This window comes from Thalassoroseus pseudoceratinae (genome assembly GCF_011634775.1).
Taxonomy (GTDB): domain Bacteria; phylum Planctomycetota; class Planctomycetia; order Planctomycetales; family Planctomycetaceae; genus Thalassoroseus; species Thalassoroseus pseudoceratinae.
On the sequence record NZ_JAALXT010000001.1, the window covers coordinates 412,073 to 434,590 of the forward strand.

At 54.5% G+C, this 22,518-nt stretch carries 21 protein-coding genes; 9 read left to right on the forward strand and 12 right to left on the reverse strand.

The genetic code is table 11. From position 1 onward, the window contains the following. Positions 1-4 precede the first annotated feature (4 nt). Positions 5-844, forward strand: coding sequence for a glycosyltransferase family 2 protein (locus G6R38_RS01425; RefSeq protein WP_166819909.1), 840 nt, complete (start codon positions 5-7; stop codon positions 842-844). After that, the gene (locus tag G6R38_RS01430; RefSeq protein WP_166819910.1) at positions 813-1,631 is read left to right on the forward strand and encodes a lipopolysaccharide kinase InaA family protein; all 819 of its coding nucleotides are present in this window, start codon (positions 813-815) and stop codon (positions 1,629-1,631) included. Before G6R38_RS01425 ends, G6R38_RS01430 begins: the two co-directional genes overlap by 32 nt. 4 nt (positions 1,632-1,635) lie before the next feature. Here the strand turns inward: G6R38_RS01430 and G6R38_RS01435 are convergent, their stop codons facing one another. Beyond that, positions 1,636-2,136 carry a hypothetical protein gene (locus G6R38_RS01435; RefSeq protein WP_166819911.1) on the reverse strand — a complete coding sequence of 167 codons (501 nt, stop codon included), beginning with the start codon at positions 2,134-2,136 and terminating at the stop codon, positions 1,636-1,638. Between the two features lie 307 nt (positions 2,137-2,443). On the opposite strand from G6R38_RS01435, the gene lpxD reads away from it, so the two are divergent. The 3 genes from lpxD (at position 2,444) to G6R38_RS01450 (ending at position 5,733) form a co-directional block, all read left to right on the forward strand. Beyond that, positions 2,444-3,532, forward strand: a complete 1,089-nt coding sequence (lpxD, locus tag G6R38_RS01440) for a UDP-3-O-(3-hydroxymyristoyl)glucosamine N-acyltransferase (RefSeq protein ID WP_166819912.1) — start codon at positions 2,444-2,446, stop codon at positions 3,530-3,532. Between the two features lie 85 nt (positions 3,533-3,617). Next, complete coding sequence (locus tag G6R38_RS01445) at positions 3,618-4,520, forward strand: LpxI family protein (RefSeq protein WP_166819913.1); 903 nt, start codon at positions 3,618-3,620, stop codon at positions 4,518-4,520. 130 nt (positions 4,521-4,650) lie between these two features. Further along, entirely contained in the window at positions 4,651-5,733 is a 1,083-nt protein-coding gene (locus G6R38_RS01450; protein WP_166819914.1) for an alpha/beta hydrolase family protein, read from the forward strand. A gap of 6 nt (positions 5,734-5,739) precedes the next feature. On the opposite strand, the gene G6R38_RS01455 is transcribed toward G6R38_RS01450, so the two are convergent. After that, positions 5,740-6,981: an outer membrane protein assembly factor BamB family protein gene (locus G6R38_RS01455; RefSeq protein ID WP_166819915.1), complete on the reverse strand. Its 1,242-nt coding sequence runs from the start codon at positions 6,979-6,981 to the stop codon at positions 5,740-5,742. Positions 6,982-7,303: 322 nt separating this feature from the next. On the opposite strand from G6R38_RS01455, the gene G6R38_RS01460 reads away from it, so the two are divergent. Further along, positions 7,304-8,020 carry a hypothetical protein gene (locus G6R38_RS01460; protein ID WP_166819916.1) on the forward strand — a complete coding sequence of 239 codons (717 nt, stop codon included), beginning with the start codon at positions 7,304-7,306 and terminating at the stop codon, positions 8,018-8,020. A 55-nt stretch (positions 8,021-8,075) separates the two neighbouring features. On the opposite strand, the gene G6R38_RS01465 is transcribed toward G6R38_RS01460, so the two are convergent. The 8 genes from G6R38_RS01465 to G6R38_RS01500 all read right to left on the reverse strand — a co-directional run bounded on the left by G6R38_RS01465 (position 8,076) and on the right by G6R38_RS01500 (position 15,697). Continuing rightward, complete coding sequence (locus tag G6R38_RS01465) at positions 8,076-8,429, reverse strand: DNA polymerase ligase N-terminal domain-containing protein (protein ID WP_166819917.1); 354 nt, start codon at positions 8,427-8,429, stop codon at positions 8,076-8,078. 8 nt (positions 8,430-8,437) lie between these two features. Then, a complete protein-coding gene (locus tag G6R38_RS01470; protein ID WP_166819918.1) occupies positions 8,438-9,508 on the reverse strand; it encodes an NHL repeat-containing protein in 1,071 nt (356 codons plus the stop codon). Positions 9,509-9,640: 132 nt separating this feature from the next. Continuing rightward, the gene (locus G6R38_RS01475; protein WP_166819919.1) at positions 9,641-10,078 is read right to left on the reverse strand and encodes a secondary thiamine-phosphate synthase enzyme YjbQ; all 438 of its coding nucleotides are present in this window, start codon (positions 10,076-10,078) and stop codon (positions 9,641-9,643) included. A 48-nt stretch (positions 10,079-10,126) separates the two neighbouring features. Continuing rightward, a complete protein-coding gene (locus tag G6R38_RS01480) occupies positions 10,127-12,979 on the reverse strand; it encodes an ABC transporter permease (RefSeq protein ID WP_166819920.1) in 2,853 nt (950 codons plus the stop codon). After that, positions 12,976-13,938 carry an ABC transporter ATP-binding protein gene (locus G6R38_RS01485; protein ID WP_166819921.1) on the reverse strand — a complete coding sequence of 321 codons (963 nt, stop codon included), beginning with the start codon at positions 13,936-13,938 and terminating at the stop codon, positions 12,976-12,978. The genes G6R38_RS01480 and G6R38_RS01485 overlap by 4 nt, the downstream gene beginning before the upstream one ends. After that, complete coding sequence (locus G6R38_RS01490) at positions 13,935-14,360, reverse strand: GntR family transcriptional regulator (protein ID WP_240928022.1); 426 nt, start codon at positions 14,358-14,360, stop codon at positions 13,935-13,937. Before G6R38_RS01490 ends, G6R38_RS01485 begins: the two co-directional genes overlap by 4 nt. A gap of 171 nt (positions 14,361-14,531) precedes the next feature. Continuing rightward, entirely contained in the window at positions 14,532-15,191 is a 660-nt protein-coding gene (gene rdgB / locus G6R38_RS01495; protein WP_166819922.1) for an RdgB/HAM1 family non-canonical purine NTP pyrophosphatase, read from the reverse strand. Between the two features lie 41 nt (positions 15,192-15,232). Continuing rightward, positions 15,233-15,697 carry a hypothetical protein gene (locus tag G6R38_RS01500; protein ID WP_166819646.1) on the reverse strand — a complete coding sequence of 155 codons (465 nt, stop codon included), beginning with the start codon at positions 15,695-15,697 and terminating at the stop codon, positions 15,233-15,235. A 345-nt stretch (positions 15,698-16,042) separates the two neighbouring features. Here G6R38_RS01500 and G6R38_RS01505 point away from each other — a divergent pair, with 345 nt between their 5' ends. Continuing rightward, positions 16,043-17,380, forward strand: a complete 1,338-nt coding sequence (locus tag G6R38_RS01505; RefSeq protein WP_166819923.1) for a PhoH family protein — start codon at positions 16,043-16,045, stop codon at positions 17,378-17,380. Positions 17,381-17,499: 119 nt separating this feature from the next. Further along, positions 17,500-18,219: a 3-keto-disaccharide hydrolase gene (locus G6R38_RS01510; protein WP_166819924.1), complete on the forward strand. Its 720-nt coding sequence runs from the start codon at positions 17,500-17,502 to the stop codon at positions 18,217-18,219. Here the strand turns inward: G6R38_RS01510 and asnB are convergent, their stop codons facing one another. After that, positions 18,220-20,121: an asparagine synthase (glutamine-hydrolyzing) gene (gene asnB / locus G6R38_RS01515; RefSeq protein ID WP_166819925.1), complete on the reverse strand. Its 1,902-nt coding sequence runs from the start codon at positions 20,119-20,121 to the stop codon at positions 18,220-18,222. Positions 20,122-20,412: 291 nt separating this feature from the next. Here asnB and G6R38_RS01520 point away from each other — a divergent pair, with 291 nt between their 5' ends. Continuing rightward, complete coding sequence (locus tag G6R38_RS01520) at positions 20,413-21,732, forward strand: outer membrane protein assembly factor BamB family protein (protein ID WP_166819926.1); 1,320 nt, start codon at positions 20,413-20,415, stop codon at positions 21,730-21,732. A gap of 94 nt (positions 21,733-21,826) precedes the next feature. On the opposite strand, the gene G6R38_RS01525 is transcribed toward G6R38_RS01520, so the two are convergent. Further along, a complete protein-coding gene (locus G6R38_RS01525) occupies positions 21,827-22,354 on the reverse strand; it encodes a fasciclin domain-containing protein (RefSeq protein WP_166819927.1) in 528 nt (175 codons plus the stop codon). Positions 22,355-22,518 lie beyond the last annotated feature (164 nt).

The following is a 22,518-nucleotide window of genomic DNA, read 5'->3' on the forward strand; positions in this document are numbered from 1 at the left end:
AGATATGGGATCGGTCGGTCCACGAATTACCATTTGTATTCCGCATTGGCAGGTCGAGGAATACGCCAAGCCGTGTCTGCGGTCAATTCGCCAGCATTCGGAAGACTACGATCTAGAAGTGATTGTCATCGACAATGGCTCGAAAGACCAAAGTCTCGACTATCTCCGTTCGCTCGATTGGATTCACCTCATCGAGCGTCCGGAAGAAACCTCCGACAATTGGCCAAAGAATGTCTTCACCGCTTGGGACCAAGGCCTGCAAGTGGCGACGGGCAAATACTACGTCACCATGCATTCCGATGTGTTCGTCCGCCGAGATGCGTGGCTCGACAACATGATCGCCATCTTGGAACAAGATGATCGCGTCGCGGCGTCCGGTGCGTGGAAACTGGAACTCGAACATCCCCTTTATCTGTGGCAGAAACGAGTCTTTGGCTTCGCTACCAATCGTTTGAAATCCGCATTGGGATTGAAAACGGCGGAAGCATGGAAGCAGCGGCACTATCCACGTGATTACTGTGCGATGTACCGTACGGAAACGTTGCGAACCCACGGCTTGTCGTTCCATCAAGACGGGATGAAAGGCGGTGGCTACGCGATCGCCCGACAAATTTGGGATGCCGGTTTCCAGACGGGACTGGTTCCCGTTCGTACGATGGCCGAAGACGTGTTCCACGTGGCTCACGGAACAGCAGGGTTACGTCCTGAGAAACCTTTGAATCACCGTCGTGCACAGAAGAAAGTCGAAAACAAGGTTTCCGAATTGTTTGCGGAACCGTGGATTCAACACCTCGTGACCGAAAGTTCTTTGGATGCCTCTCACAGAAACACTCGCGCGGCCTAGTTGGGCATTTCCCGTACAAACCGATTGGCCGTCACCTCTCCGCATGAGTTGGCCGTCACCGTTCTCGGGCTCCGCGATTTACGAATCGTCCGAAGCCCGCGAGATCATGCATCGCAGTGGGCTGACGAATCTCGATCGTCTGTTTTCACTCACTCGCTTGAGTGTGCACGGTCATCGTGGTCGCGCCGTGATTCCCATGGCACTGCCAGGCCTCAAGAAAGCCGTTCCGTCGTTCATTAAATTGAATTGGGGACGGCGACGGGTCTGGCCGAGAATGACTGATCTCAAATCTGGTCAATTCCTCAAAAGCTTCCCACACCGGGAGTGGCTGGGAATTGAACGGCTGCAGGAAATCGGTCTGCGTGTGCCGGAGCGAATCGCGTTGTTGCGTCACGGCATGTTGCGATTTCGCGAAGCGGTCATCTTGAAGGAAGTGCCACCGCCGCACTCCTTGCACGAGCTCTTCGAGAATGGCGGTTGGCAACGACTGAGCAACGAATTGCAAACCGAATTGCTGGCGTCGGTTGCGAAGACGCTTTCCAAAATTCACCGAGCCGGTCTGGCTTGGCGTGGTGTCTGCACCCGTCACTTTTTCCCGTCGCTCGATAATGACGGCACATGGAAATTGTGGCTGATCGACTGCGAAGGCGTGCACAAATCGTACGCCGCCAAAGACAGACGTCGCGATCATCGGAAGATGATGAAGGCGATGAACTGCTCGGCGGCCGATTCTCAAACCAAGGACCAAATGGCACGACTCCTGAAGACGTGCCAAGTGGACCGGTGAGCGGTTACTCTTCGCAACGATCGCAGGTGCCATCCCCATCAGAATCGCTGAAACAGTCCTCACAGCAGCATTCGCATTTGCAACGTTGGTCCGGAGTCCGGTAGTAGTATGACGGACCATATCCGCTGACCGGTTGTGTGAGCACGGCACGGTGATAGTCCATCCGCTTCGGGGTATCCGGTTCCACGAACAAACGTCCGAACCCACGGGGGCGGAAGGTGTCTTTCTTCGCACACCGCAGAGACTTCGTCCAGCCGAACAACTTCGGACGATACCAAACGTCGTAATGCTTCTTGGGCAAATCGTAGTTGGGATGACCTGCTTCAGCACTCGGCGGGTACCCCTGATTGGGATACTCTCGGTAGTAGTCATACCCGTTGCCGATGGGGCCCACCGCTGGCATGGCGGGGGGAATCGGTTCGGCGGCTTGAACCGAATTCACGGCCATCATCATCACGGTGGCGACCGATGCAAAGCATCCCAGCATCTGACTTCGATTCAGCATTCCGAATCCCTTTCCAACGAACCTCGATTGGCACGTCCCTTCTCATCGGATCAAGAGCCGGTTTCGCAATCGGTTGCTCCTTCAAAATGCGGTAAACCGTGCAAACCGGCACACGCCGACTCCTAAACATTCTCCAAGGATGAATGTTTCGCCAGTCTTCCTATTCCACCTCGTCGCTATTGTGATTCCCCAAAATCGGTCTTGCGGCGGCTAGAAAATTTCGCTAGAAGTTCACGATTCTAGCAGGCGAACTCCGCCCGCTCCCTCATAACTGCCAAACGCTGACCACTCCGGAAGGGACTCCAGGATGGGATCTGTTCGACTTGCGACGTTGGCCAAGGAGCTTTCTGCGAAGCTCGTCGGTAACGGTGATCTTGAAATCACCGGTGCCCAAGCAATCGACAAAGCCCAACCTACGGACATTACCTTCGTCGCCGATGAGGCGAACCTGAACCGTCTCCGCGACTCCCAAGCCGGTGCGGTCATTGTGACAGAAAGCTTGGCCGATTCTCCGCGAATGGATGGCTGCACGAAGCCGAAACTCTTTGTGGAAAACGCCAAAAGTGCGATGAGCGTCGCGTTGACGATTCTCCGTCCATCACGGCAGCGTCGCCAAATTGGAATCTCGAAACATGCAAACGTTTCCGAATCGGCCCGCATTGGCAGCGAAACGAACATTCATCCGGGCGTTACGATTGATGACGATGTCGTGATTGGCGATCGTTGTGACATCCATCCCGGCGTTGTCCTCGGTGCAGGGACCAAAATCGGTGACGATTGTGTGCTCGACGCCAACGTCGTGTGTTACCCGGATACGGAAATCGGTGACCGTGTGCTGATTCATGCCGGAACGGTGATCGGCTGCGACGGATACGGCTACCGTCAGGTCAACGGCCGACACGAGAAAGTCCCACATTTTGGTTCCGTCCGCATCGAAGACGATGTCGAAATCGGAGCCAACGCCGCGATTGATCGAGCCATGATCGGCGAAACTGTAATCGGAACCGGAACGAAGATCGACAATCTCGTTCAGATCGGACACAATTGCGAAGTCGGACGGCACAATCTCATCGTCTCACAGGTCGGCATGGCAGGCTCGGTCACGACGGGGGAATACGTCGTGTTGGCAGGGCAGGTGGGCGTGGCAGACCATGTGCAACTTGGCGATGGCGTTGTTGTGGGTGCTCGTGCCGCAATCAATAAAAATGTTCCAGCGGGCGAAACTTGGATCGGGCATCCGGCGATGAAAGCCGATCAATCTTTTAAGGTCATGATGGCCTCCAAGAAATTACCGGAAATGCGAGAGACGTTGCGATCACTTGTCAAACAAGTGAGGAAGTTGGAATCGAAACTCGAATCCAACGACGACGTCTCCGAACGACGAGATGCGGCTTAGTTCTGAATTCGAGATCATTCAGATTTTGAATTTGTTCGAGAAACGCACTGGCAGGATGCCAACGCGGAGTAGTTGAAGAGCAATCATGGACGGTACGATTCCCCTGCTCGGAAGAAATCATACACGCAAACCGCAACGGGTCGGGTTACTGGCCGGCGGTGGGCGGTTTCCTATCTCGTTTGCGGAAGCGGCACGCCGTCAAGGTTTGTCCGTATTCGCCGTGGGTGTTGTTGGGATGGCTCCCGACGAACTCGGCGAAATCTGCGACGACTTTGTCACCGCGCCACTCGGACGCATCGGCAAAGCGATCCGTCTCTTCAAGCGGGCTGGTATCGACCGCGTGGTGATGGCGGGAAAAGTCGAAAAGACGACGCTCTTGGCCCGTTTTCGTGTGCTGCGTCATCTGCCGGATTGGCGGACGATCCACATGATCTACAACTACGCCGTGAAAGATCGTCGAGACGATACACTGTTGTTAGCCGTCATTCGCGAATTCGGGCGGGACGGCATTCATTTTGATTCAGCCCTGGAATACTGCCCGGAGCTGCTCGTGAAACACGGATTCCTCACTCAGCGAAAACCCACGCCTGCCCAATGGCGGGATATTAAATTCGGCTGGGAACTAGCCAAGGAAATGGGTCGGCTCGATGTCGGTCAAACGGTGACCGTCAGCGATCAGGCTGTCGTTGCGGTGGAAGCCATCGAGGGAACGGATGCCTGCATCCGACGCTCGGGCCAACTCTGCAAACGTGGCAAGTTCACCGTCGTCAAGGTGGCGAAACCGCATCAAGACATGCGATTCGATGTTCCCACCGTGGGTGTGCAAACCATTCAAACCATGCGTGAAGCCGGTGCCAGGGTTCTGGCGATCGAGTCTGGTCGCACGATCCTGCTTGATGAAGCCAAGGTGATCGATCTGGCCAACAAGGTCGGTATCACATTGGTCTCGTTGAACGCCGAAGAATTGCAGCTGAAAGTCGCCTCGTGAAGTGCGATGTGGCCCTTTAAACGGTGAAGTCCACGCGTGAGTTGTCGCGAACCGACAATTCTCTAGAATCGGTTCCTAAGGATCGATTCATAGCGTTCAGACTTCTCGTACGTTGAAAGGGTTGGATGCAATGCGTTTGACAAACATTGCAGTCACGGTTTTGTGCTTATCCGCTAGCCATGTCGGATTGGCACAGATGCCGGAAGCGTTGCATTCGGATTTGAATTGGTATCGCGGTCCGAATGCCGAGATCCGGCCGATTCAATCGCTCGATGATTGGCAATCACGTCGTCAATCCATTCTCAAAGCGTTCCAGAAAGTCACGGGACCACTTCCCGATCGCTCCCAATTCCCACCGTTGGATGTGAAGGTAACGTCGAGCGTCGAAACCGACGATTTCGTTCGCCAAACGATCTCCTATGTGGCGGACGCGAACGGACGAGTCACGGCGCATCTCTACTTGCCGAAGAACATCAAGTCTAACGAAAAACGCAGTGGCATTCTTGCGTTGCATCCAACGGGAACCGCCGGGAAACTCATCGTTGCGGGCGAAGCCAACCGACCGAACCGCCAATACGCCGCAGAACTTGCCAGTCGTGGACACGTTGTGCTCGCTCCGGATTATCCGCCCTTTGGTGACTTGGTCGGCTACGATTTCACCGCCGATGGTTACAAATCCGGCACGCTGAAAGGACTCGTCAATCACATTCGGGGCGTGGATTTGCTCGTCGCACGGCCGGAAGTCGACTCAGAAAAATTGGCTGTCATCGGCCATTCACTCGGCGGACACAATGCCATTTTCGTGGGGATGTTTGATCAACGGTTGAAAGCCATCGTTTCAAGTTGCGGTTGGACGCCGTTCCACGATTACTACGGGGGCAAAATCGCAGGATGGACGAGCGATCGTTACATGCCCGCATTGCGAACCGAGTACGACTTGAATCCCGATCGTGTGCCCTTTGACTTCTACGAACTCTGTGCCGCCCTCGCACCCCGCGGATTCTTTTCAAGCTCACCACTCGCCGATTCCAATTTCGACTTTCGAGGCGTGAAAAAAGCCGAACCGAAAATCCGCGCCGTCTTCGAACGGCACAAAGTTTCAGATCGGCTGCAAATCGTCTATCCCGATTGCCAACACGATTTCCCGCCCGAAATTCGGCAAGCCGCTTATGAGTTCATTGAGCGGATCCTCGATGACAATTCCGAGTCGTGATTCGTCTCAGTTGGTGGCGTCGTCCGCTTCGGGTTCATTCTCTGGAGCAAGAATCGGCAGAATCGGTTGCTTCTCAGGCGATTGGTAATACTTCGGGAACTCCGAACCAATCTCTTTGACAACGGCCACCAAACCTCGACTGGTCGCCATAATCAAGCGATCCGTCCGGTCATTGTAGATGATGTTATCGTACCGGTTCAGCGGCAAGACGCCTTCGACACCGAGCGTTTCACGATTCACCAGCACAACATTCCCCGTGCGATCCGTCATCATGTAGAGATTCTCAGTCGCAGCGACGAACTTGTCGAGCCGAGGCCAGTACCCATTCGTTCGTTGTCGACCGGTGACGGCATCCAGCAGATACACCCCGGTTCGTTCGGGAGCGATGAATAAGTCGTCTAGAATGACGATGGGCGGCTTGCGGATTGGCAATCCAGCGACAAATCGCCAACGAATCTGACCGGTGACTTCATCAACCGCGTACACATTGAAGTCTTCCGAGGCCAAATACAACAGCCCATTCCCGTGAGCCAAACGAGCCGTGATTGAGGCATCGGTTTCCAATTGGAACTTCAAAGCCCGGTCCTTTGTGGTGACTGCATACAAGGAACGGTCTGCACTTGCAAAGAACAACGCCGGCTCGATTGGTACACCCGGTGTCGCGACAGCACCATCGGTTCGGAAGTTCCACTCGATGGTTTGATAGGACCACTCAGGAAGTTTCGCATCCTCGAAGAGTTCCTGAATCTTCTTCAAGTTGTACGCGTACATCGTGCCGTCAAGCATGCCGATGAACATCCGCCGTTCGTCGAGCGTCGGACTCGTGGATGGTTGGCTTGGCAAACGAATCTGCCAAATCACGATGCCCTTCCATTTGTCGATTGCAAAGATATATGAGCCCGTCGTGACCAATGCCAACTTGGCGTTGGTGGTGATCGGGTAACTCGGGGCGTCGCGATAGCCGAGTTGAATCGCCCAAAGTTTGATGCCGTTATCAGCGTCGAAAGCCGTTACGGTTCCGGCGGTCGACTGCACAAAGACGATCTCTTCGTCAGCCGTCAAATGGGCGACCTCATCACGTGCGGGATCGAGCACCGCCCGATTCCACCAAGCCAACTCCAAACCGTAACGGTTGAGAATCCTTGGCGTCGGCAACAACGGCTGTCGTCCGCCTGGTTGCGCTTGCACGCTCGGCGGTGCCAAATTCACGATGATCGTTAAGAGAATCGGGTAGAGGAAACGACGCATGGCGATACACAACTTTCCGGGAATAGTTCGAGATGCGTTACCAGTTTAATTGGTCGTTCGATTGTTGTCCGGCAAATTCCCGGTGCTTCGCTCGGGTTTTCCAAAGCGAATGTCAAATCGGTCGTATTGTCGCGTTCAGAGAATAGTTGCCGGATGAATTCGGTCGGAACGGCATCGAACCCGTTCAATCCTCATCTTGACCATAATCGCTACGAGACATACGATGTTCAAAACTTGAACGTCTTCTCCCGGTCGGCCCGACAGTGTCCCGCCGGTGCCTGAGAAATTCTCAATCACACTTCCCTGCGGGAAGGAAACTGCAATGGCACGCAAAAAGTGGATTTTCATGGGCGTGTCTTTCGCACTGCTTGCGATGGCGGCTTGTGGCGCGATTTTCTGGGCGTTGTGGCAAGTTCCCGAATTCTACACCCAAGCAGCTTCGACAGTTCCCAGCGATCCCAAAACCCGACAGCAGGAAGCGAAGGAACTCGTCCAAACGACGACGGGGTTGGTCAACGACATCAACCATAGCGATCGATGGACAGCGACGTTCGAACAGTCTCAAGTTAACAGTTGGGTCGTCGAAGAACTCCAACGGCCGGAATTTGCGAAACTTGTTCCGGATGGGATTCGCGATCCGCGTGTGCTTATGCAAACCGATGTTCTGCGACTCGGTTTCCGTATGAAATACAAGGCATGGGACGGCATTGCGAGTGTGATTGTTCGACCTTGGGTGACGTCCGACCTCCGGTTGGCGTTGGAAGTTGAACAAATTCGAGCAGGTCTCATTCCGATTCCCCTCGAAGAAACGCTCCACGAGTTAACCCAAGACATTGAGGAAGCTGGTTTCGACGTTGAGTGGCGTCAATCGAATGGCCACGATGTCGCGATCATCGATCTAGCCAGCAATCCGAAACGAGCGATCCAATTGGAATCGGTCAAAGTTGTCGACGGTGCGGTGCAGATTGTTGGCGGTCTGGCAAACGCCCCCAAAATCGCCAGCCAACCCCAACCAAGTACGCACGAAAAACGCAATTAAACGGTATTCCGGGCCAGGGTCATTGAATCTCGCAGACACCGTAGTCCGCTGCGATCTATGACGATTGGAACCGGCAGGCCCAGTCGTCGTCGTCAATGTGTCGCAACTCACAACGGCCACGGAATTCAGTGCTCGTGAGATGCACCTCGATGATTGTTGCATTCGCGTCGCCCGTGAGCCAGTCGAAATGACCGGTCACCAGCTTAGTGACAGTTCCTCGGTTTCGGCTGACGGGTCCCGAGTAGTCCAAATAGATCAACCGGTGACTTGGCAACTTCTTCGCGGCGATCGGCTCCTCGACATCCAGCGGATGCGTTAGTCGCCAGGTCAGCAATTCTTCGCCGTCTTCCAGAAAGAAATCCCAGTGGACTTCCGGATGGTCGTGCCGCGAGATGGTAAAGCGTGGCATTGGTCGGTCTAAATTACCGGACCGGATGGCTTGGATCGTGTGGGTTTCGGCTGCCTCGGTCGTAATTGCAGCGGAATGGTTTGCCCGCAATGCGGACAAGGAATCTGCAAGTTCATCGTGATTTTCATGAGCGTCTGAAAATCCCAATTGACGAACACCAAGTTGCCATCGGCGTCGAAATCGAGACCAATCGTCCCCTTTGGAACCGTCGCGAAGATACGGCCGGTGCCCATTGGATCGACATAGGTCAGTTCCGTGCCGCCGTAATTAGTGACGATGAGATGCCCCTGCGAATCAAACGCCAGATCCGATGGCACCGTGAGTCCTTGGCAGACGATGAACCGATTGCCCATCGCATCAATTCGGTAGACGGTGCCTTCCGTTGAGCTAGCGGTGTAAAGATAGCCATGTTGATCGAACGCCAAGGCCGCCGGTGTGGGAAGTTCGTCCACGAACGTTTGGGAGTCGCCGTCTGGCGTAATCCGAACGATCCGATCTCCTTGGAAATCCGCCACGAAAAGTGTGCCTTGGGGATCAAACGCCAAACCGGTCGGGCCGCAGAGTCCATCCGCGAACACAATCGGCATTCCACCGGGAGAGATTTTCACAACCGTCCCTTCCCCGGCAATTCCCGAGGCGTGATTCGCAACGTACAAATTTCCCGCCGCATCCCGTGCCAAGCCCGCCGGTTCGTGCAAGTTGCTCGCGAACACAGTGACTTCCGATGTCGTTGTGATCTTCAGCACCACATCGGCCCCCCAATCGGCAACCAGCATGGAACCGTCGGGGCTGATCAAAACTCGACGCGGTTTGGATAACGCCACATCGAATCGAGACACAATTGGTCGTGCGTTCAAGCGAACCGGGTGGTGGTGATGGGTTTCGCCGTTGTCCAGTTGAGATATGTCGCGAGTCGCCTCGGCAATGTTCGAATAAATTGACGAGGGATTCTGGCGTTCAAACGGAACGTGCACCTCGATTTGGGGAGGGTCGGCAATGGCCAGGTCGAGTAAGCAAAGCCACATCGGAACAAACGCAGCAAGAATCTTTGCGTTGGGTCGGAGTGTCCTCAAGGCCATCACGTTGTCCTTTCTCGATCCGTCTGCAAGTCGAATCAACGCGAGCACTGAAATCCAGAGAATTCGCCGACTCGATGAAGTAGTGCCGCAGCGCCTACGAGCAATTCCATTGTGATGACTGAGAGGTCATTGTCAATCATTCGTTGACCGTTTGTTACCTTGGAGAGTCAGCACTAATTTTCGCGATCCCGCTCGGTTACGGTGTTCGCAGAGATAAATCCCTTGCCAAGTTCCGAGATACAATCGCCCATCCCGCACCGGAATACTCAGGCTGCTTCCGGTCAATGTAGACTTCACATGGGCGGGCATATCATCGGGGCCCTCACATGTATGGCGATACGGAAAACTCTCCGGTGCGATCGCGCTGAGCGAGCGTTCCATGTCGATCGGGACATCCGGGTCGGCATTCTCGTTGATCGAAAGCGAAGCGGACGTGTGGAGGATAAAGACGTGCAATAAGCCAACACCAACCTCCGCCAACTCGGGGCAACCATCAACGACTTGCCGCGTCACAATATGACAACCTCGCGAGTACGCGGGGAGCCGGATTTCGTTCTGAGCCCAGATCATAGTTCTGCCATTCGATCAACTTCAAAGCGGTCGGTTTGAACTCCGATTCTAGAAGGAATTGGCGTGGTCTGCCAGCGGCGGCAACGCGATTGCGCCGGGTGCTTCGTTGTCTGGCCACAACGGAACAACAACCGTTACACCGACTCCCTCGACCTCTTGCATCCCAGAAGAAGTTATAGAGCCGACTTGATCTGATTGTCCGGACATCGGGAGTTTGAATCCCCGACCGGCGATCAGGGGAGGATCGCTGTAATCGACCCAGAGTCGATTGTTCCGCATCAAGGAAGCTTGCTGCATGCCGTCCGGGAAATAGAGAAAGTCGTCCCAGTACCAGGGGTCTCCCGGTGTCAAATCCGGCGGCAATTGCTCGGCGACTTCGACAAGGGTTCGGGGATAGTCACCAGTTTCGCGTGCCGCATCTGTTAGCCAACATCCAATGATTGCCATGCGAAAAGCCATTTCTCGATCGGTCACCTGACGAAGAATATCCTCGCTGCCCGGGACGGGAAAATCGTCAGCCATCGGGGAAGACGCCAGCCAGGCTTCGATGGTCTGGGAACTCACGTCGGCCATTTCTGACGAGTCAGCTTGCAACGAAATTAAAGAGCCAGTTGCATTGGTACCATAGGCTCTCCAATGTGATTCGTGAGTCAATCGGTCGAACAGTCTTGCATATCGGCAAAGCAGAATTCGCTCGGCACGTGCTTGTTCGAACGGCATCTGCAAGTAAACCTTCCCGCGGATATCACCTAGGAACCTTGAACCGTCGTAACGGGACGGCACTTTGGCGATTGGCCAATTTCGCAGGGCCGTCCATGCCGACAACTCATGCCATTGCACGCGGACGGTGTTGTTCAATGCGAGTGCCGCAGTCGGAAACTTGTTCCACTCTTCGACCAGCCGGACGAGTGCTTGCCGAACACGGGTAGAGCGTTGCCCCGCCGCCATCACCCACCCCGGCAGCCAGCGAAGCAGATGAGTCTGACGCAAGTTGCTTTCTCGCCATTGCCTCCATGTTTGGCCTCTCGCTCGAAGCCGCGCAATTTTCAAGACCGTCAGGTACCGATCGAAGGCGGTATTCAATTCGCGGTCGGCTTCAAGACGACGAGCATCGCAACACAGTAGTGTTCGGATCACTCGCAAATTGACTTCGGATACCGTGGCAGTCTCGAACCGAGTTGACGGAGCCAACGAGGAAGACGACTCATCCAGAGCGGTTATGAGCTTCTTGATAACAGATTGATTATCAGTGACAAAACTCTGCTGTTCCCAAGTGAGACTGGCCCATGTCGGTGGCAGACCGTCGATGGCGTGCACGTGTTGAAAATCGCGAAAATTTTCATGCTGGAGAAGATCGTCTTGAGCGGTTCGGAGCGTGTCATCAATCGCCCGATTCGTTGAATTCTGCACAGGGAACCATCCCGCCTGGAGTGGTTGTGTCGCGATCGCGGGAATGGTTTGCACACGCGAAATCGCCCAGATAGTTGCAAGCACACCAAACGGAATGACGACCGCACCAGTGAGTCTTAGTCGTGCGACACGCCCGGTCTGTTCCGAAAGCCAGTCGCCGGTTCGGACGTAGCTAATGATGAGCGTCGCCAACCAAATCGCGGCTACGAACATCATGGAACCATGAAGAAACGCGACTTCCTGCCAGATGAATGCCGCCGTCGCGGCGAACACCAAAGCCATGAACCATGCCACCACACCTCGCGAGAACAACAGCGAACACAATTGCCCGATCCCATAAGCAAGCAGCGTCCAAATGACTATCCCGCCCGGCAGATATCCGCCAGTGATCAACGATTCGGGCCCCCCCTCGGTCTGGCTTCGTGACGTCATGACAATATAAACCGCACCGTAGAGCAGGGCGGTTGCGATCAGCGTTCTTGTCATCCAGACATACTGTTTACTGATCCAGATCCAGCCGGCGGAAACACCGCGATCATTGAAGAAACGAAACCGTGCTTGTCGCTGTTCTGCCTGGAAAACTTTCAATCCTGAATGGAACGGCGTGTAGATGAGCAGAAACATCATGACGACGGTGCAAAACTCGAATAGATCACGCGGGCCAATCAAAGCCAGCAGCGAGAGGCAAAATTGAAATCCAACGGCGACAAACAAGAAACGAGATTCCTGACGCTCATGCCAGCAAAGCCGTTGCCAAATCCGTCGTGCTGGGTTGGCCACCTCGGTCGTTCGCCATCGCCATTTGCGACGACGGTCGACCTTCGGTCGTGACGCCTCCACTTGTCGCCACCAACCCGAAACCCGACCGGGTTCGGTTCGTAGCCAAACATCGACCATTACGATGTCGATGGCAACCAGCCCAATCGTGAGGAAATAGTGAATCGGCGAGAACACTTCCGGCGACACAATCGTGAGGAATGTCCAAGTCGCAAACGTCGCTGAAACTCCGAGGACAACAGCCGTGAGTGCTGTGCTGGCTAACATTGACGCCAATATGCCCCAAGCAAGCAATTGGATCGAAAGACAAACTCCGCGCAATAAGTATCGGTAGAACGTCTCCGCGACCGTGTTCGTTCCCAAGGCCCCCGCGATGGCCCACAGCAAACCGCTCATCAATAACATACTGACAAGTAGGAACAGAAATTTGCTCGTCCACACTGGTAGATGCGGAACGCCACGCAACCGTAAGAATTTGTCGGTCCCTTCTTCCCGTTCCCCAGCGAATGCGGTCCCAGCGGCACCGAGTGCGTAGAGACAGGGCATTGTCATCGCGATGACGATCATCGCCCAGTCACTGGTTTCGGTCCGAGTCGACAGCACCTTGAACAAGACCAGAAAGGCCGCGCTTGAAACCGTCACCGAAACGAAGAACGATGTTTGCGTGCGAAGTTCTTTCCACAGCAATCGAATCGCTAATGCGGACTCGTTCATGAAGTGGCCTCCTCCGTTTTGCGTTCCCAAGTCGCGGGGTCGGCCCAATCATCGGATCGGGTTTGGCCATTCTGCGGTTTCGGTTGCATGACGCGAACGAAGATTTCCTCCAGGTTCGGTGAGTCAGTCTGCAAGCTCGTAAAATGTGGATTCTGCTCGCGAAACAGATCAATGTGTTTTCGGTCACCCCGCACTAACCATTCCCGATGATGACCTTCGTGCCGAGCGCTCAGAATTTTGAGATCGATCGGCCAACGCACGGGGACTTCGACGGTGGTTGCTGCCGTGAGCATCCATGTTTCCGACTTCAGTTTTGCTAACTCTTCCGACAGCACCAAGTGACCGCCCCGCAGAACGGCAACCGTGTCGGCGACTCGCTCGACCTCGGCAATCTGATGGCTGCACAAGAACACGGTGCGTCCGGTGGCGGCGACATCGACCATGCTTTCCAGAAACTCCCGGCGGACAACGGCATCCAATCCGGATGTTGGCTCGTCCAAGACCAACACCTCTGGTTCGTGAGCCAGTGACAACGCCAATGAAACTTTGGCCCGCATTCCCTTCGAGAGCTGTTTGATCGGCCGATCCTCCGGCAATTGATATTGCTTCACCAATGAGGAATAGGCATCGAAAAATCCAGGGGCGTACAATCCCGAGGTGAACCAACCAATCTCCATGACGGTCATCCAGTCATACAGAGCTGGTTGGTCCGGCACGTATCCGACTCGACGACGAATCTCCTGACCATGAAGCTTGCTGTTCATGTTCAACACGGATGACCGTCCGCGGTCTGGCGAGATCAACCCGAGTAGAATTTTGATAGCCGTGGTTTTGCCGGCTCCGTTCTCGCCCAGCAATGCGACAACCTCACCTTCATGCCCAGTGAGCGAAAAACGATCCAATGCGATTTGCGAACCGTAAGTCTTCGTCACCTCATCAAAACGAAATGTGGCAGTCATGCGGTCTCTCCTTCCGACGACGTGGCGGAATCGCGCGCATCTGCCTGAGCAGCGTGAAATTCCTCGTCGATTAATTGGCGAAGTTCATCGGTGCTCAGTCCACTCTCGACGGCTTCACGGAGCGATTGGCGAACCCGTTCGCCGATCAATCGACGACGGTCTGCTTGGCAGTAGGCTTGAGCTTGTTCCGTCACGAACAAGCCTTCCCCTCGCATCGCCCCCAGCACACCTTCGGCTTGCAACTCGCGGTAGGCTCGGGCAACCGTGTTCGGATTGACGGCCGTTCGTTTCGCGAGTTCACGAATCGACGGCACGCGCCCCGGTTCCGGCAACACTCCGGATGCAATTGCGAATTTCAATTGCCGAGCAATCTGTTCGAAGATCGGCAAGCCGTTTTGCGGATCAATGCGTAGAAACATCATGCCAGCCACTGTACTACCACGATAGCACAGTATGCAACAACAATTTAAAAAAACTTTTCACAACTCTAGAGATCCATGCAGAAGATTAGGTAGACACTCTGGGTTCAAGCAGGGTTCCCAAAGTATCGCGGCGAATCCGCTGATCGCCGTGCGCGATGGAGCGAAGCGGAATTATCGACGTTCGCCGGCCAACAGAGCGACCAATTGGGGAATCAGTCGTTGCATGGCACGGGATCGGTGTGAGAGACAATTCTTGACCAGCCCACTCAGCTCACCGAAAGTCCGATGATATTCGGGAATCGAGAAATACGGATCGTAACCGAAACCGTTCTCCCCACGCGGCTCGTCGATGATCATTCCGCGACACGCACACTCGACATCCAACCGAACGACACCCTCAGGATCGGCCACCGATACGTGACAGATGTATTTTGCTGTCCGCCGGTCTCGGGGAATGTCTGAAAGCTCACGAATCAGTTTCGCATTGTTGAGCGAATCCTGAGTTTGCCGATCGACAGACTCACCGTCCGGTCGATCCTCGTGAGCATATCGGGCCGAGTATACACCCGGTGCACCGTTGAGGGCATCGACACAGAGTCCACTATCTTCAGCGATGGTCCACCGACGCACCACCTGGGCAACTTCGGCGGCTTTCTTCTGAGCATTGCCGATAAATGAATCTCGGTCTTCGTCCACTTCCGGGACGTTCGCGAATTGATCGACTCCGACGACTTTCAGTCCGTACGGTGCAAGCAGGGCAGAGATTTCCCGACTCTTCTTCGGGTTACGACTTGCGAGGACCAGCGTGGTGTCGGAGGGATGTTCGGGCATCGACCTGAATTTCCGTTCGGCACAACAACAACTGATGACACTCAACTGCGATCCAAACGGGCCCGGTTCATATCAAGCTGAACCAGAACACCGACGACATCATTCAACGGCAGCCCCCAGTCGATGGCCCAGTTGATGATGTCCAAATTCTCATGACCGGCGAAGTATCGGTCAAGAATTCGATCAGCCAACAGATCACCCTGAACAATCAGAGTGTACAGATTTCCGAAGTCTTCCGAGCCGAATTCCCGCCAACAACGAAGGCCTTCGAGATGTTCGATTCGCTTGAAGCGGCAATAGGCAGACCAGTAACGGTCGTACCATTCGTCGATTGCATTTTCGCCGAGATCGCAGCCACGTTTCTGGCTTTCGATCCATTTGTGGCGAAGTGCTTCTTGCAAAGCCTCGTCGTACAGACTTTCTACGGCTGCCGGTTGACCCGGTGTCAGTGAGAGTTCTCGAGCGCTCATGCCCCATTCCCGTTTTTTCTTCACGGAAAACTGCATGGACTGCCGTCGTAGCAGTCCAACTTGTGGAAGCAGTTAAACTGCGGCAATGGGTGGTGAAGGTACTTTACGATCGCCTCCCATCGACATGACCCAATTACTTATACCTTTGCATGAGGATTTCGGCAACGGCGATTCGGATTTTTCCCCATATTGACAAATTGCCCAGCAGGGAAAATACGGTCGATGAAAACCCCAACTCATCAACGGTTCTCGATCAATGCGAACGAATAGTCAGTGAACTTCTGCCTGATGCCCATCAACGCTTGACCTCAACTCATTGGGAAAACTACGCTCGTCTTCAACGATAATCTCACCCGCAGAGTTCTCGCGGAGCAAACTCATATGGATTCGGATCCGGAATTGACACGCAAGGTTTTCGTTCTGGACACCAACGTGTTGCTCCACGACTCAAGTTGCATTTTCAATTTCGAGGAACACGACATTGCCATTCCGATCACAGTCTTGGAAGAGCTGGATCGATTCAAGAAAGGCAATGAGGATATCAACTTCCACGCGCGGGAATCGCTGAGGAAACTCGATGCACTCAGCGGAGATGTGCTTTCCAAACGTGGGGCATCTTTAGGCGAAGGGCTCGGGCGAATTCGGGTTGTGTTCGGCAGCAAATTGACCGACGAAGTCCAGCGTGCTTTTCTGCAAGACAGTCCGGACCATCGCATTCTGAATACCGGACTAATGGTTGCTCAACAAGAGCATCCTCGTCGCACGGTGATGGTCTCGAAGGACACGAATCTTCGCATGAAGGCCAAGGCACTCGGCTTGGTCGCTCAGGACTACGAGACGGACAAGATCGAAAGTTTCGACAAACTCTACACCGGCAAACGCACCGTGAACGATATGCCGGCGGGGTTGGTCGATGCGTTCTACCAGCTCGACGGGCGCGTCTCTGCAACTGATTTGACTCAAGTTATCAACCCCGTGGCGAATGAGAATTTTATTCTGCGAAATCACTCCAAAAGTGTGCTCGCTCGATATTGCTCACCCGACCTGCAGTTCACACGAGTGACGTCCAATCGGGCCTACGGCATCAAAGCTAGAAACGCGGAACAGTCATTCGCGTTGAATGCGTTGACCGACCCGGATGTTAAACTCGTGACGCTCGCGGGAAAGGCCGGTTGTGGAAAAACGCTGCTCGCGCTCGCCGCCGCTTTGGAATGCCGAAAAGATTACCGACAGATTTTGCTCGCCCGTCCGGTCGTGCCGTTATCGAATCGAGACATCGGCTTTCTGCCGGGGGATGTGTCTGCCAAACTCGATCCGTATATGCAACCGCTGTTCGACAACCTCACCGTGATCCGTCATGAACTCGGTGATTCCGAAGACGCGAAGCGAATTCCAGAGTTGCTTGAATCGAAGAAGCTCGAAATCACACCGTTGGCCTACATCCGCGGCCGAAGTCTGCAACGGATTTACTTCATCATCGACGAAGCACAGAACCTCACGCCGCACGAAGTAAAAACAATTATCACCCGAGCGGGTGAAGGCACGAAGATTGTTCTGACGGGGGACGTCCAACAAATCGATCATCCCTATCTCGATTCGCTTTCCAACGGATTGACCTATCTCATCAACCGGATGGTCGGACAGCCGTTGTATGCTCATATCACGCTCGAAAAAGGCGAACGTTCGGCACTCGCCGAGTTGGCCAGTAACCTGTTGTGAGTTGTCGGGCGGGTGTCAGAATTCCCAGGGAACATTCAGTTCCATTGACTTCCACTGATGGGAACTCCACTCTATGAAGGTCTTCTGACTCAAGATCTTTTGAAGGTGAGATAACTCTGATGACTCGACTCAGCCCGTGTTTGTTCATGCTATTGGCGATCGTTGCCACCGACGTTCGCGCAGAGGAAGCTGCTCCGGAGAATCGGTTCAAGATCGCCACGGGACCGGGCTGGAAGACACTGTCCCTCAAGGATTTCGAGAACGCGAATTGCGATCCCGAAACTTGGAGCGAAAAGGATGGCGTTATTTTTTGCACGGGTCGCCCGGTCGGTGTTACGCGGTCAAAGAAGGAATACCGGAACTTGGAATTGGTCGTTGAATGGCGACACATGAAATCCGCGGGCAACTCGGGCGTGTTCCTCTGGGCTCCGCCCAAGGTCTTCGACGGTTTGAAACGAGGCACGCTGCCCGGCGGTGGAATCGAAGTGCAAGTCCTCGATCTGGGCTATGCGGAGCAGTACAAGAAACGCACTGGCAAGGAATCGGATTGGTTCACCTGCCACGGCGATGTGTTTCCGGTCGGTTTATCCAAGATGAAACCGTTCCCGCCAGTGGCTCCAAACGGTGCCCGGAGTTTTCCTTCCAAGAACCTGAGCAAAGGCGTCGGTGAATGGAACCACTATTACGTTCGCGCAATCAACGGTGAAGTGCGATTGTGGGTGAACGGTGAGGAAGTTTCGGGCGGGGCGGAGTGTCAACCCGCGGAAGGTTTTCTGTGTTTGGAGTCCGAGGGTTCGCCGGTGCAGTTCCGCAACCTTCGAATTCGCGAGTTGCCCTAGTTAGAACAGCACCGCGTCACCCCAAAAACTCAGGTTGAGAATCGGCCACAGCCACATCCCCGCTGCGGCCGGGTTCTCCCGAAGTTCGCTAATCGCCGCCGGATTAAAGACCGACCGAATGAATCGACTGGTCGCCAGATGCAATTGAATTCGCTCTCGCCAGTCGTTGGCAATCCAATACGCAACTGGTGTCGGAAAGCTGGCTTTGGGACGGTCGGCGAGTTCAATCGGTAACCGATGTCGCGCAAATTCTCGCAACGCGACTTTGGATTCAAACGCTCCCCGTGCCGCCAATTCCGGGGCCGACAAAAACGGAGCCGTCTCGGCGGACGATAGACGGAGTTTGTGTTCCACGGGGAGACGGCTTGCATACTCTACAAACTCGTGATCGGTAAACGGAACACGCGTTTCCAACCCGGCCAACATCGTGGTTTGATCTAGCCGCCCCAGCAATCCTTCCAGATTGATCCGGTGCAACAACCGCGCGTAGCGATTGCTCGTCGCCTGATCTGGTTGTTCGTCGAGCGTGGTTTGGTACTCGGTCGTCAATCGGGAATCGTATTCAGCATCCTCCCAAAATTCGGGGGCGACAAGGTGCGGTTTGACAGCGGTGGGAATCAAACAGTTGGAACTCAAAAAGTGATCGGTCGCGGATTCAAACCGCGTGCGTCCGTACGTGCGTTGCAGACTGACCTCCGCCAAACGTCGAGCGGCCGAAGACCCGCCAAACCGATTCTCCGCGAGTTGACGACTGCGATCGTAGTCATGTCCCGACCATTGAACCGCCGCATAACCGCCAAGCAATTCGTCGGCTCCCTCACCACCGAGCACCACACTAACCGATCGTTTCGCCGTCTTCGCCATCTCGTAGATCAAGACATCATTCGGCGTCGACAACGGAACCTGCAAACGATGGATCATCTCTTGCCAACGCGACCAATAAGTCTCGGCGTCGAGCGTGATCGTTGTGTGGTCGGTCCGAAGATGAGTAGCACATCGCTTCGCGAAATGAGAGTCCGTCATTTCACTCGTTTGTTGTTCTCCGGTCACGCAGAAACTTGGAGTTCCGATATCGAGATAGTCGTGAGCTTTCGTACCGATGGTGCTGGAGTCAACGCCACCACTCAGAAACAAACCCACAGGCACATCACTCACCAAACGGCGAGTCACCGCCTGATCGAAATGCGACTCGAACGATGAGATGTCGGAAGCGGATTCATGTTCGGGGTGGGACCAGTACCGAACGATTCGGATCTTGTCACCGATGGATAACAAATAGTGCGCGGGCGGAAGTTGTCGAATGTTGGCGTAAACGGTGCGATCGCCGAGAGTGCTGCGGAATGTGGAAAGGTGCTGGCTAATCACCGCCCAATCCGGTTGGCGAGAAACTTCCGACCAAGCCAACAACGCGACCGGTTCGCTCGCAAACGCAACGCAATCATCCACGTCGCACCACACAAGCGGCTTGACTCCGAACCGATCTCGCACGAGTAACAGTTGCTGACGTTCGAAATCATAGAGTCCGAATGCGAACATCCCATGCAGACGGTTAACGCAGTCAGTGCCCCATTGACGATACGCTGCCATGACAACTTCGGTATCGCAGCGTGTCGAAAACCGATGCCCGTGAGTTTCTAATTCGGACCGCAATTCCCGATCGTTGTAGACTTCACCGTTGTAGGTCAGCACACATTGACCGTCGCGACTGTTCCAGGGTTGCCGACCGTGTTGTGGGTCGCGGATCGCCAATCGACGGTGAGCAAACGCGACTTCGGCTCGTCGGAAAGTTCCCTGTCCATCCGGTCCTCGATGAGCAATCGCGTCGCTCATCGCCCGAAGTGTGGAATCGGAAACCTTCGGCAACCGCCCCGGCTTGGCAACAACACCCACGATTCCACACACGTCGAAACTCCTGAACCGCAATACGATCTTTCATGTTCGCGGTGGACTCGTCGAAGCCATGGACTCCAGGCCTCTTCGAGACAGAACCTACGAGGAACGAAAGGAAACTGCCGAGGACGATACCTTCTTGATCGACCGCAATCGTCGCCCGCGTCATTGCCGTTCAGTTTCAACAGATTGCAAGTGCCGTATCGATTGTTCCGATTCGATCGGTTGTTGCTTTCGGAGTGGACGTGGTAAATTACTCGCCTGGCCTTGTTCACTCACTCACCCCTCCGAGGTAACGCATTGATGAGATTCTTTCGTTCGAGTTTGCTGTGTTCGCTTTGCTTAGTGAATTCGTTTGCGATGGCCGGGGAGAGTTGGCCGCAATTTCGTGGCCCAGACGGGAACGGCCATGGGGACGCGACGAATCTACCGGTGGAGTGGAGTGAATCTGAAAACGTCTCTTGGAAGACAGCCATTCCGGGCGACGGCCACTCCTCGCCCGTGATTGCCGATGGACGAGTTTGGCTCACGACCGCAGTCGCTGAAACGTTGACGGAAGCCGAGAAGAAAGCCCGGTTGGCGAAGGTCAAGAACTCCCGTGGTTTGGAATTGGTGGGTTCCCTGTCGTTGCGAGCCATCTGCGTCGACGCGGAAAGCGGAAAGATCCTTCAGAATGTGGAAGTCTTCAACATCGAAAACCCGGAGCCGATCCATTCGCTGAACAGCTACGCTTCACCAACACCAGTCGTAGAGGGCGAACGACTATTCTGCCACTTTGGAACCTACGGCACGGCATGTCTGGATTCCAAGACTGGCGAAAAAGTTTGGGAACAACGGACACTGACGGTCGATCACCAAAACGGCCCTGGTGCGTCGCCGATCGTGTGGAACGATTTGCTAATTGCTCAATACGACGGGATTGATCGTCAGTTCGTTGTCGCACTTGATAAACGAACCGGAAAAATTGTTTGGAAGACTCCGCGTTCGGGGAAACTCAACGATCGTGCCGAGTTTCAAAAAGCTTACGCGACTCCGCATGTGGTCGACGTCGATGGAAAACCAATCCTGGTCTCTCCCGGAGCCGACTGGGTCTACGGCTACGATCCGGCGAGCGGCGAGGAAATTTGGCGAATCAGTTACGGCGGTCTGGGTTTCTCGACCGTTCCACGCCCCGTGATTGGTCACGGTATGGCTTATATTGTCACCAGTTTCATGCAGTCGAAACTGCTGGCTGTTCGGTATGACGGCAAAGGTGACGTCAGTGAATCGCACGTCGTTTGGACCTCTGGTCGACAAGTCCCCAAGAAGCCTTCGCTGCTGCTGATTGGCGATGAACTTTATCTACTTTCCGATGCCGGAATCTTCACCTGTGTCGATGCCAAAACCGGTGCGGAACATTATCGGCAGCGATTGGGTGGTCAATACTCGGCTTCCCCGTTGTTCGCCGATGGAAACATTTATCTCTGGAGCCAAGAGGGAATCGCCACTGTCGTGAAGCCTGGCACGGAATACGTTGAACTGGCACGAAACGAAATGAATGCCGGGTTCATGGCTTCACCCGCTGTTGTCGATGATGCACTCTTCGTCCGGACGGAAACGCATCTATTCCGTATCGAGAAATAGTCGGTACGGTGGAACGGCTGACAGTGAAAAGAAAAAAGCCGACGTCACGTTCTCACGTGGCATCGGCTTTTCTTTTTGGCTTATTCGATCGCGATTACTTCGCGGCCTTTTTCTCCGGTGGTAGCAAGACGGTGTCGATCACATGGATGATGCCGTTGCTCGCGATGATGTCGGTTTTCACCAACTTCGCTTTGTTGACCTGTGCACCTTTCTTCGTTTCACGAATTCGCACCATTTTGCCGTTGAGCGTTTTCGCTTTTCCGGCTTCCAAAGCGGCTTCGGAATCCACTTTGCCTTTGACAACGTGATAGGTCAGGATCGCCGTCAGTTTGTCTTTGTTCTCTGGCTTCAAGAGGGTTTCGACAGTGCCGGCGGGAAGCTTCTCGAAGGCAGCATCGGTGGGAGCAAACACGGTGAACGGGCCGTCGCCTTTCAACGCGTCAACCAAATCGGCGGCTTTCAGTGCGGCTGCCAGAGTCTTGAACTGACCGGCAGCAACGGCTGTGTCGACGATGTCTGCTTGCTTGCCTGCGTTGCAGGTTTCGCCAGCGTGGAGCGTCAATGCGGAGAATGCGAGAGTCAGGGCAGCAATTGCTTGGGGTACGAAGTGTTTTCGGCTCATGGAATCATCTTTCGCTTACGGGGGAGGGTTCGATCTTCTTGTTATGAACATCTTTCTGCCGGCTAAAAAAAACGTTCAAAACGTTCACCCAGTTCTAGACCGAGCCCCACAGTCGACAAGCCCGAAAACGAAAAAAAAGCGAATCGATTTCTCGACTCGCTTTG

Excerpts from the sequence above, each read along its gene's own strand:
- G6R38_RS01425 (WP_166819909.1), top strand. The coding sequence starts at position 5 with ATGGGATCGGTCGGTCCACGAATTACCATTTGTATTCCGCATTGGCAG.
- G6R38_RS01430 (WP_166819910.1), top strand. The coding sequence starts at position 813 with ATGCCTCTCACAGAAACACTCGCGCGGCCTAGTTGGGCATTTCCCGTA.
- G6R38_RS01435 (WP_166819911.1), bottom strand. The coding sequence starts at position 2,136 with ATGCTGAATCGAAGTCAGATGCTGGGATGCTTTGCATCGGTCGCCACC.
- lpxD (WP_166819912.1), top strand. The coding sequence starts at position 2,444 with ATGGGATCTGTTCGACTTGCGACGTTGGCCAAGGAGCTTTCTGCGAAG.
- G6R38_RS01445 (WP_166819913.1), top strand. The coding sequence starts at position 3,618 with ATGGACGGTACGATTCCCCTGCTCGGAAGAAATCATACACGCAAACCG.
- G6R38_RS01450 (WP_166819914.1), top strand. The coding sequence starts at position 4,651 with ATGCGTTTGACAAACATTGCAGTCACGGTTTTGTGCTTATCCGCTAGC.
- G6R38_RS01455 (WP_166819915.1), bottom strand. The coding sequence starts at position 6,981 with ATGCGTCGTTTCCTCTACCCGATTCTCTTAACGATCATCGTGAATTTG.
- G6R38_RS01460 (WP_166819916.1), top strand. The coding sequence starts at position 7,304 with ATGGCACGCAAAAAGTGGATTTTCATGGGCGTGTCTTTCGCACTGCTT.
- G6R38_RS01465 (WP_166819917.1), bottom strand. The coding sequence starts at position 8,429 with ATGCCACGCTTTACCATCTCGCGGCACGACCATCCGGAAGTCCACTGG.
- G6R38_RS01470 (WP_166819918.1), bottom strand. The coding sequence starts at position 9,508 with ATGGCCTTGAGGACACTCCGACCCAACGCAAAGATTCTTGCTGCGTTT.
- G6R38_RS01475 (WP_166819919.1), bottom strand. The coding sequence starts at position 10,078 with ATGATCTGGGCTCAGAACGAAATCCGGCTCCCCGCGTACTCGCGAGGT.
- G6R38_RS01480 (WP_166819920.1), bottom strand. The coding sequence starts at position 12,979 with ATGAACGAGTCCGCATTAGCGATTCGATTGCTGTGGAAAGAACTTCGC.
- G6R38_RS01485 (WP_166819921.1), bottom strand. The coding sequence starts at position 13,938 with ATGACTGCCACATTTCGTTTTGATGAGGTGACGAAGACTTACGGTTCG.
- G6R38_RS01490 (WP_240928022.1), bottom strand. The coding sequence starts at position 14,360 with ATGATGTTTCTACGCATTGATCCGCAAAACGGCTTGCCGATCTTCGAA.
- rdgB (WP_166819922.1), bottom strand. The coding sequence starts at position 15,191 with ATGCCCGAACATCCCTCCGACACCACGCTGGTCCTCGCAAGTCGTAAC.
- G6R38_RS01500 (WP_166819646.1), bottom strand. The coding sequence starts at position 15,697 with ATGCAGTTTTCCGTGAAGAAAAAACGGGAATGGGGCATGAGCGCTCGA.
- G6R38_RS01505 (WP_166819923.1), top strand. The coding sequence starts at position 16,043 with ATGGATTCGGATCCGGAATTGACACGCAAGGTTTTCGTTCTGGACACC.
- G6R38_RS01510 (WP_166819924.1), top strand. The coding sequence starts at position 17,500 with ATGACTCGACTCAGCCCGTGTTTGTTCATGCTATTGGCGATCGTTGCC.
- G6R38_RS01520 (WP_166819926.1), top strand. The coding sequence starts at position 20,413 with ATGAGATTCTTTCGTTCGAGTTTGCTGTGTTCGCTTTGCTTAGTGAAT.
- G6R38_RS01525 (WP_166819927.1), bottom strand. The coding sequence starts at position 22,354 with ATGAGCCGAAAACACTTCGTACCCCAAGCAATTGCTGCCCTGACTCTC.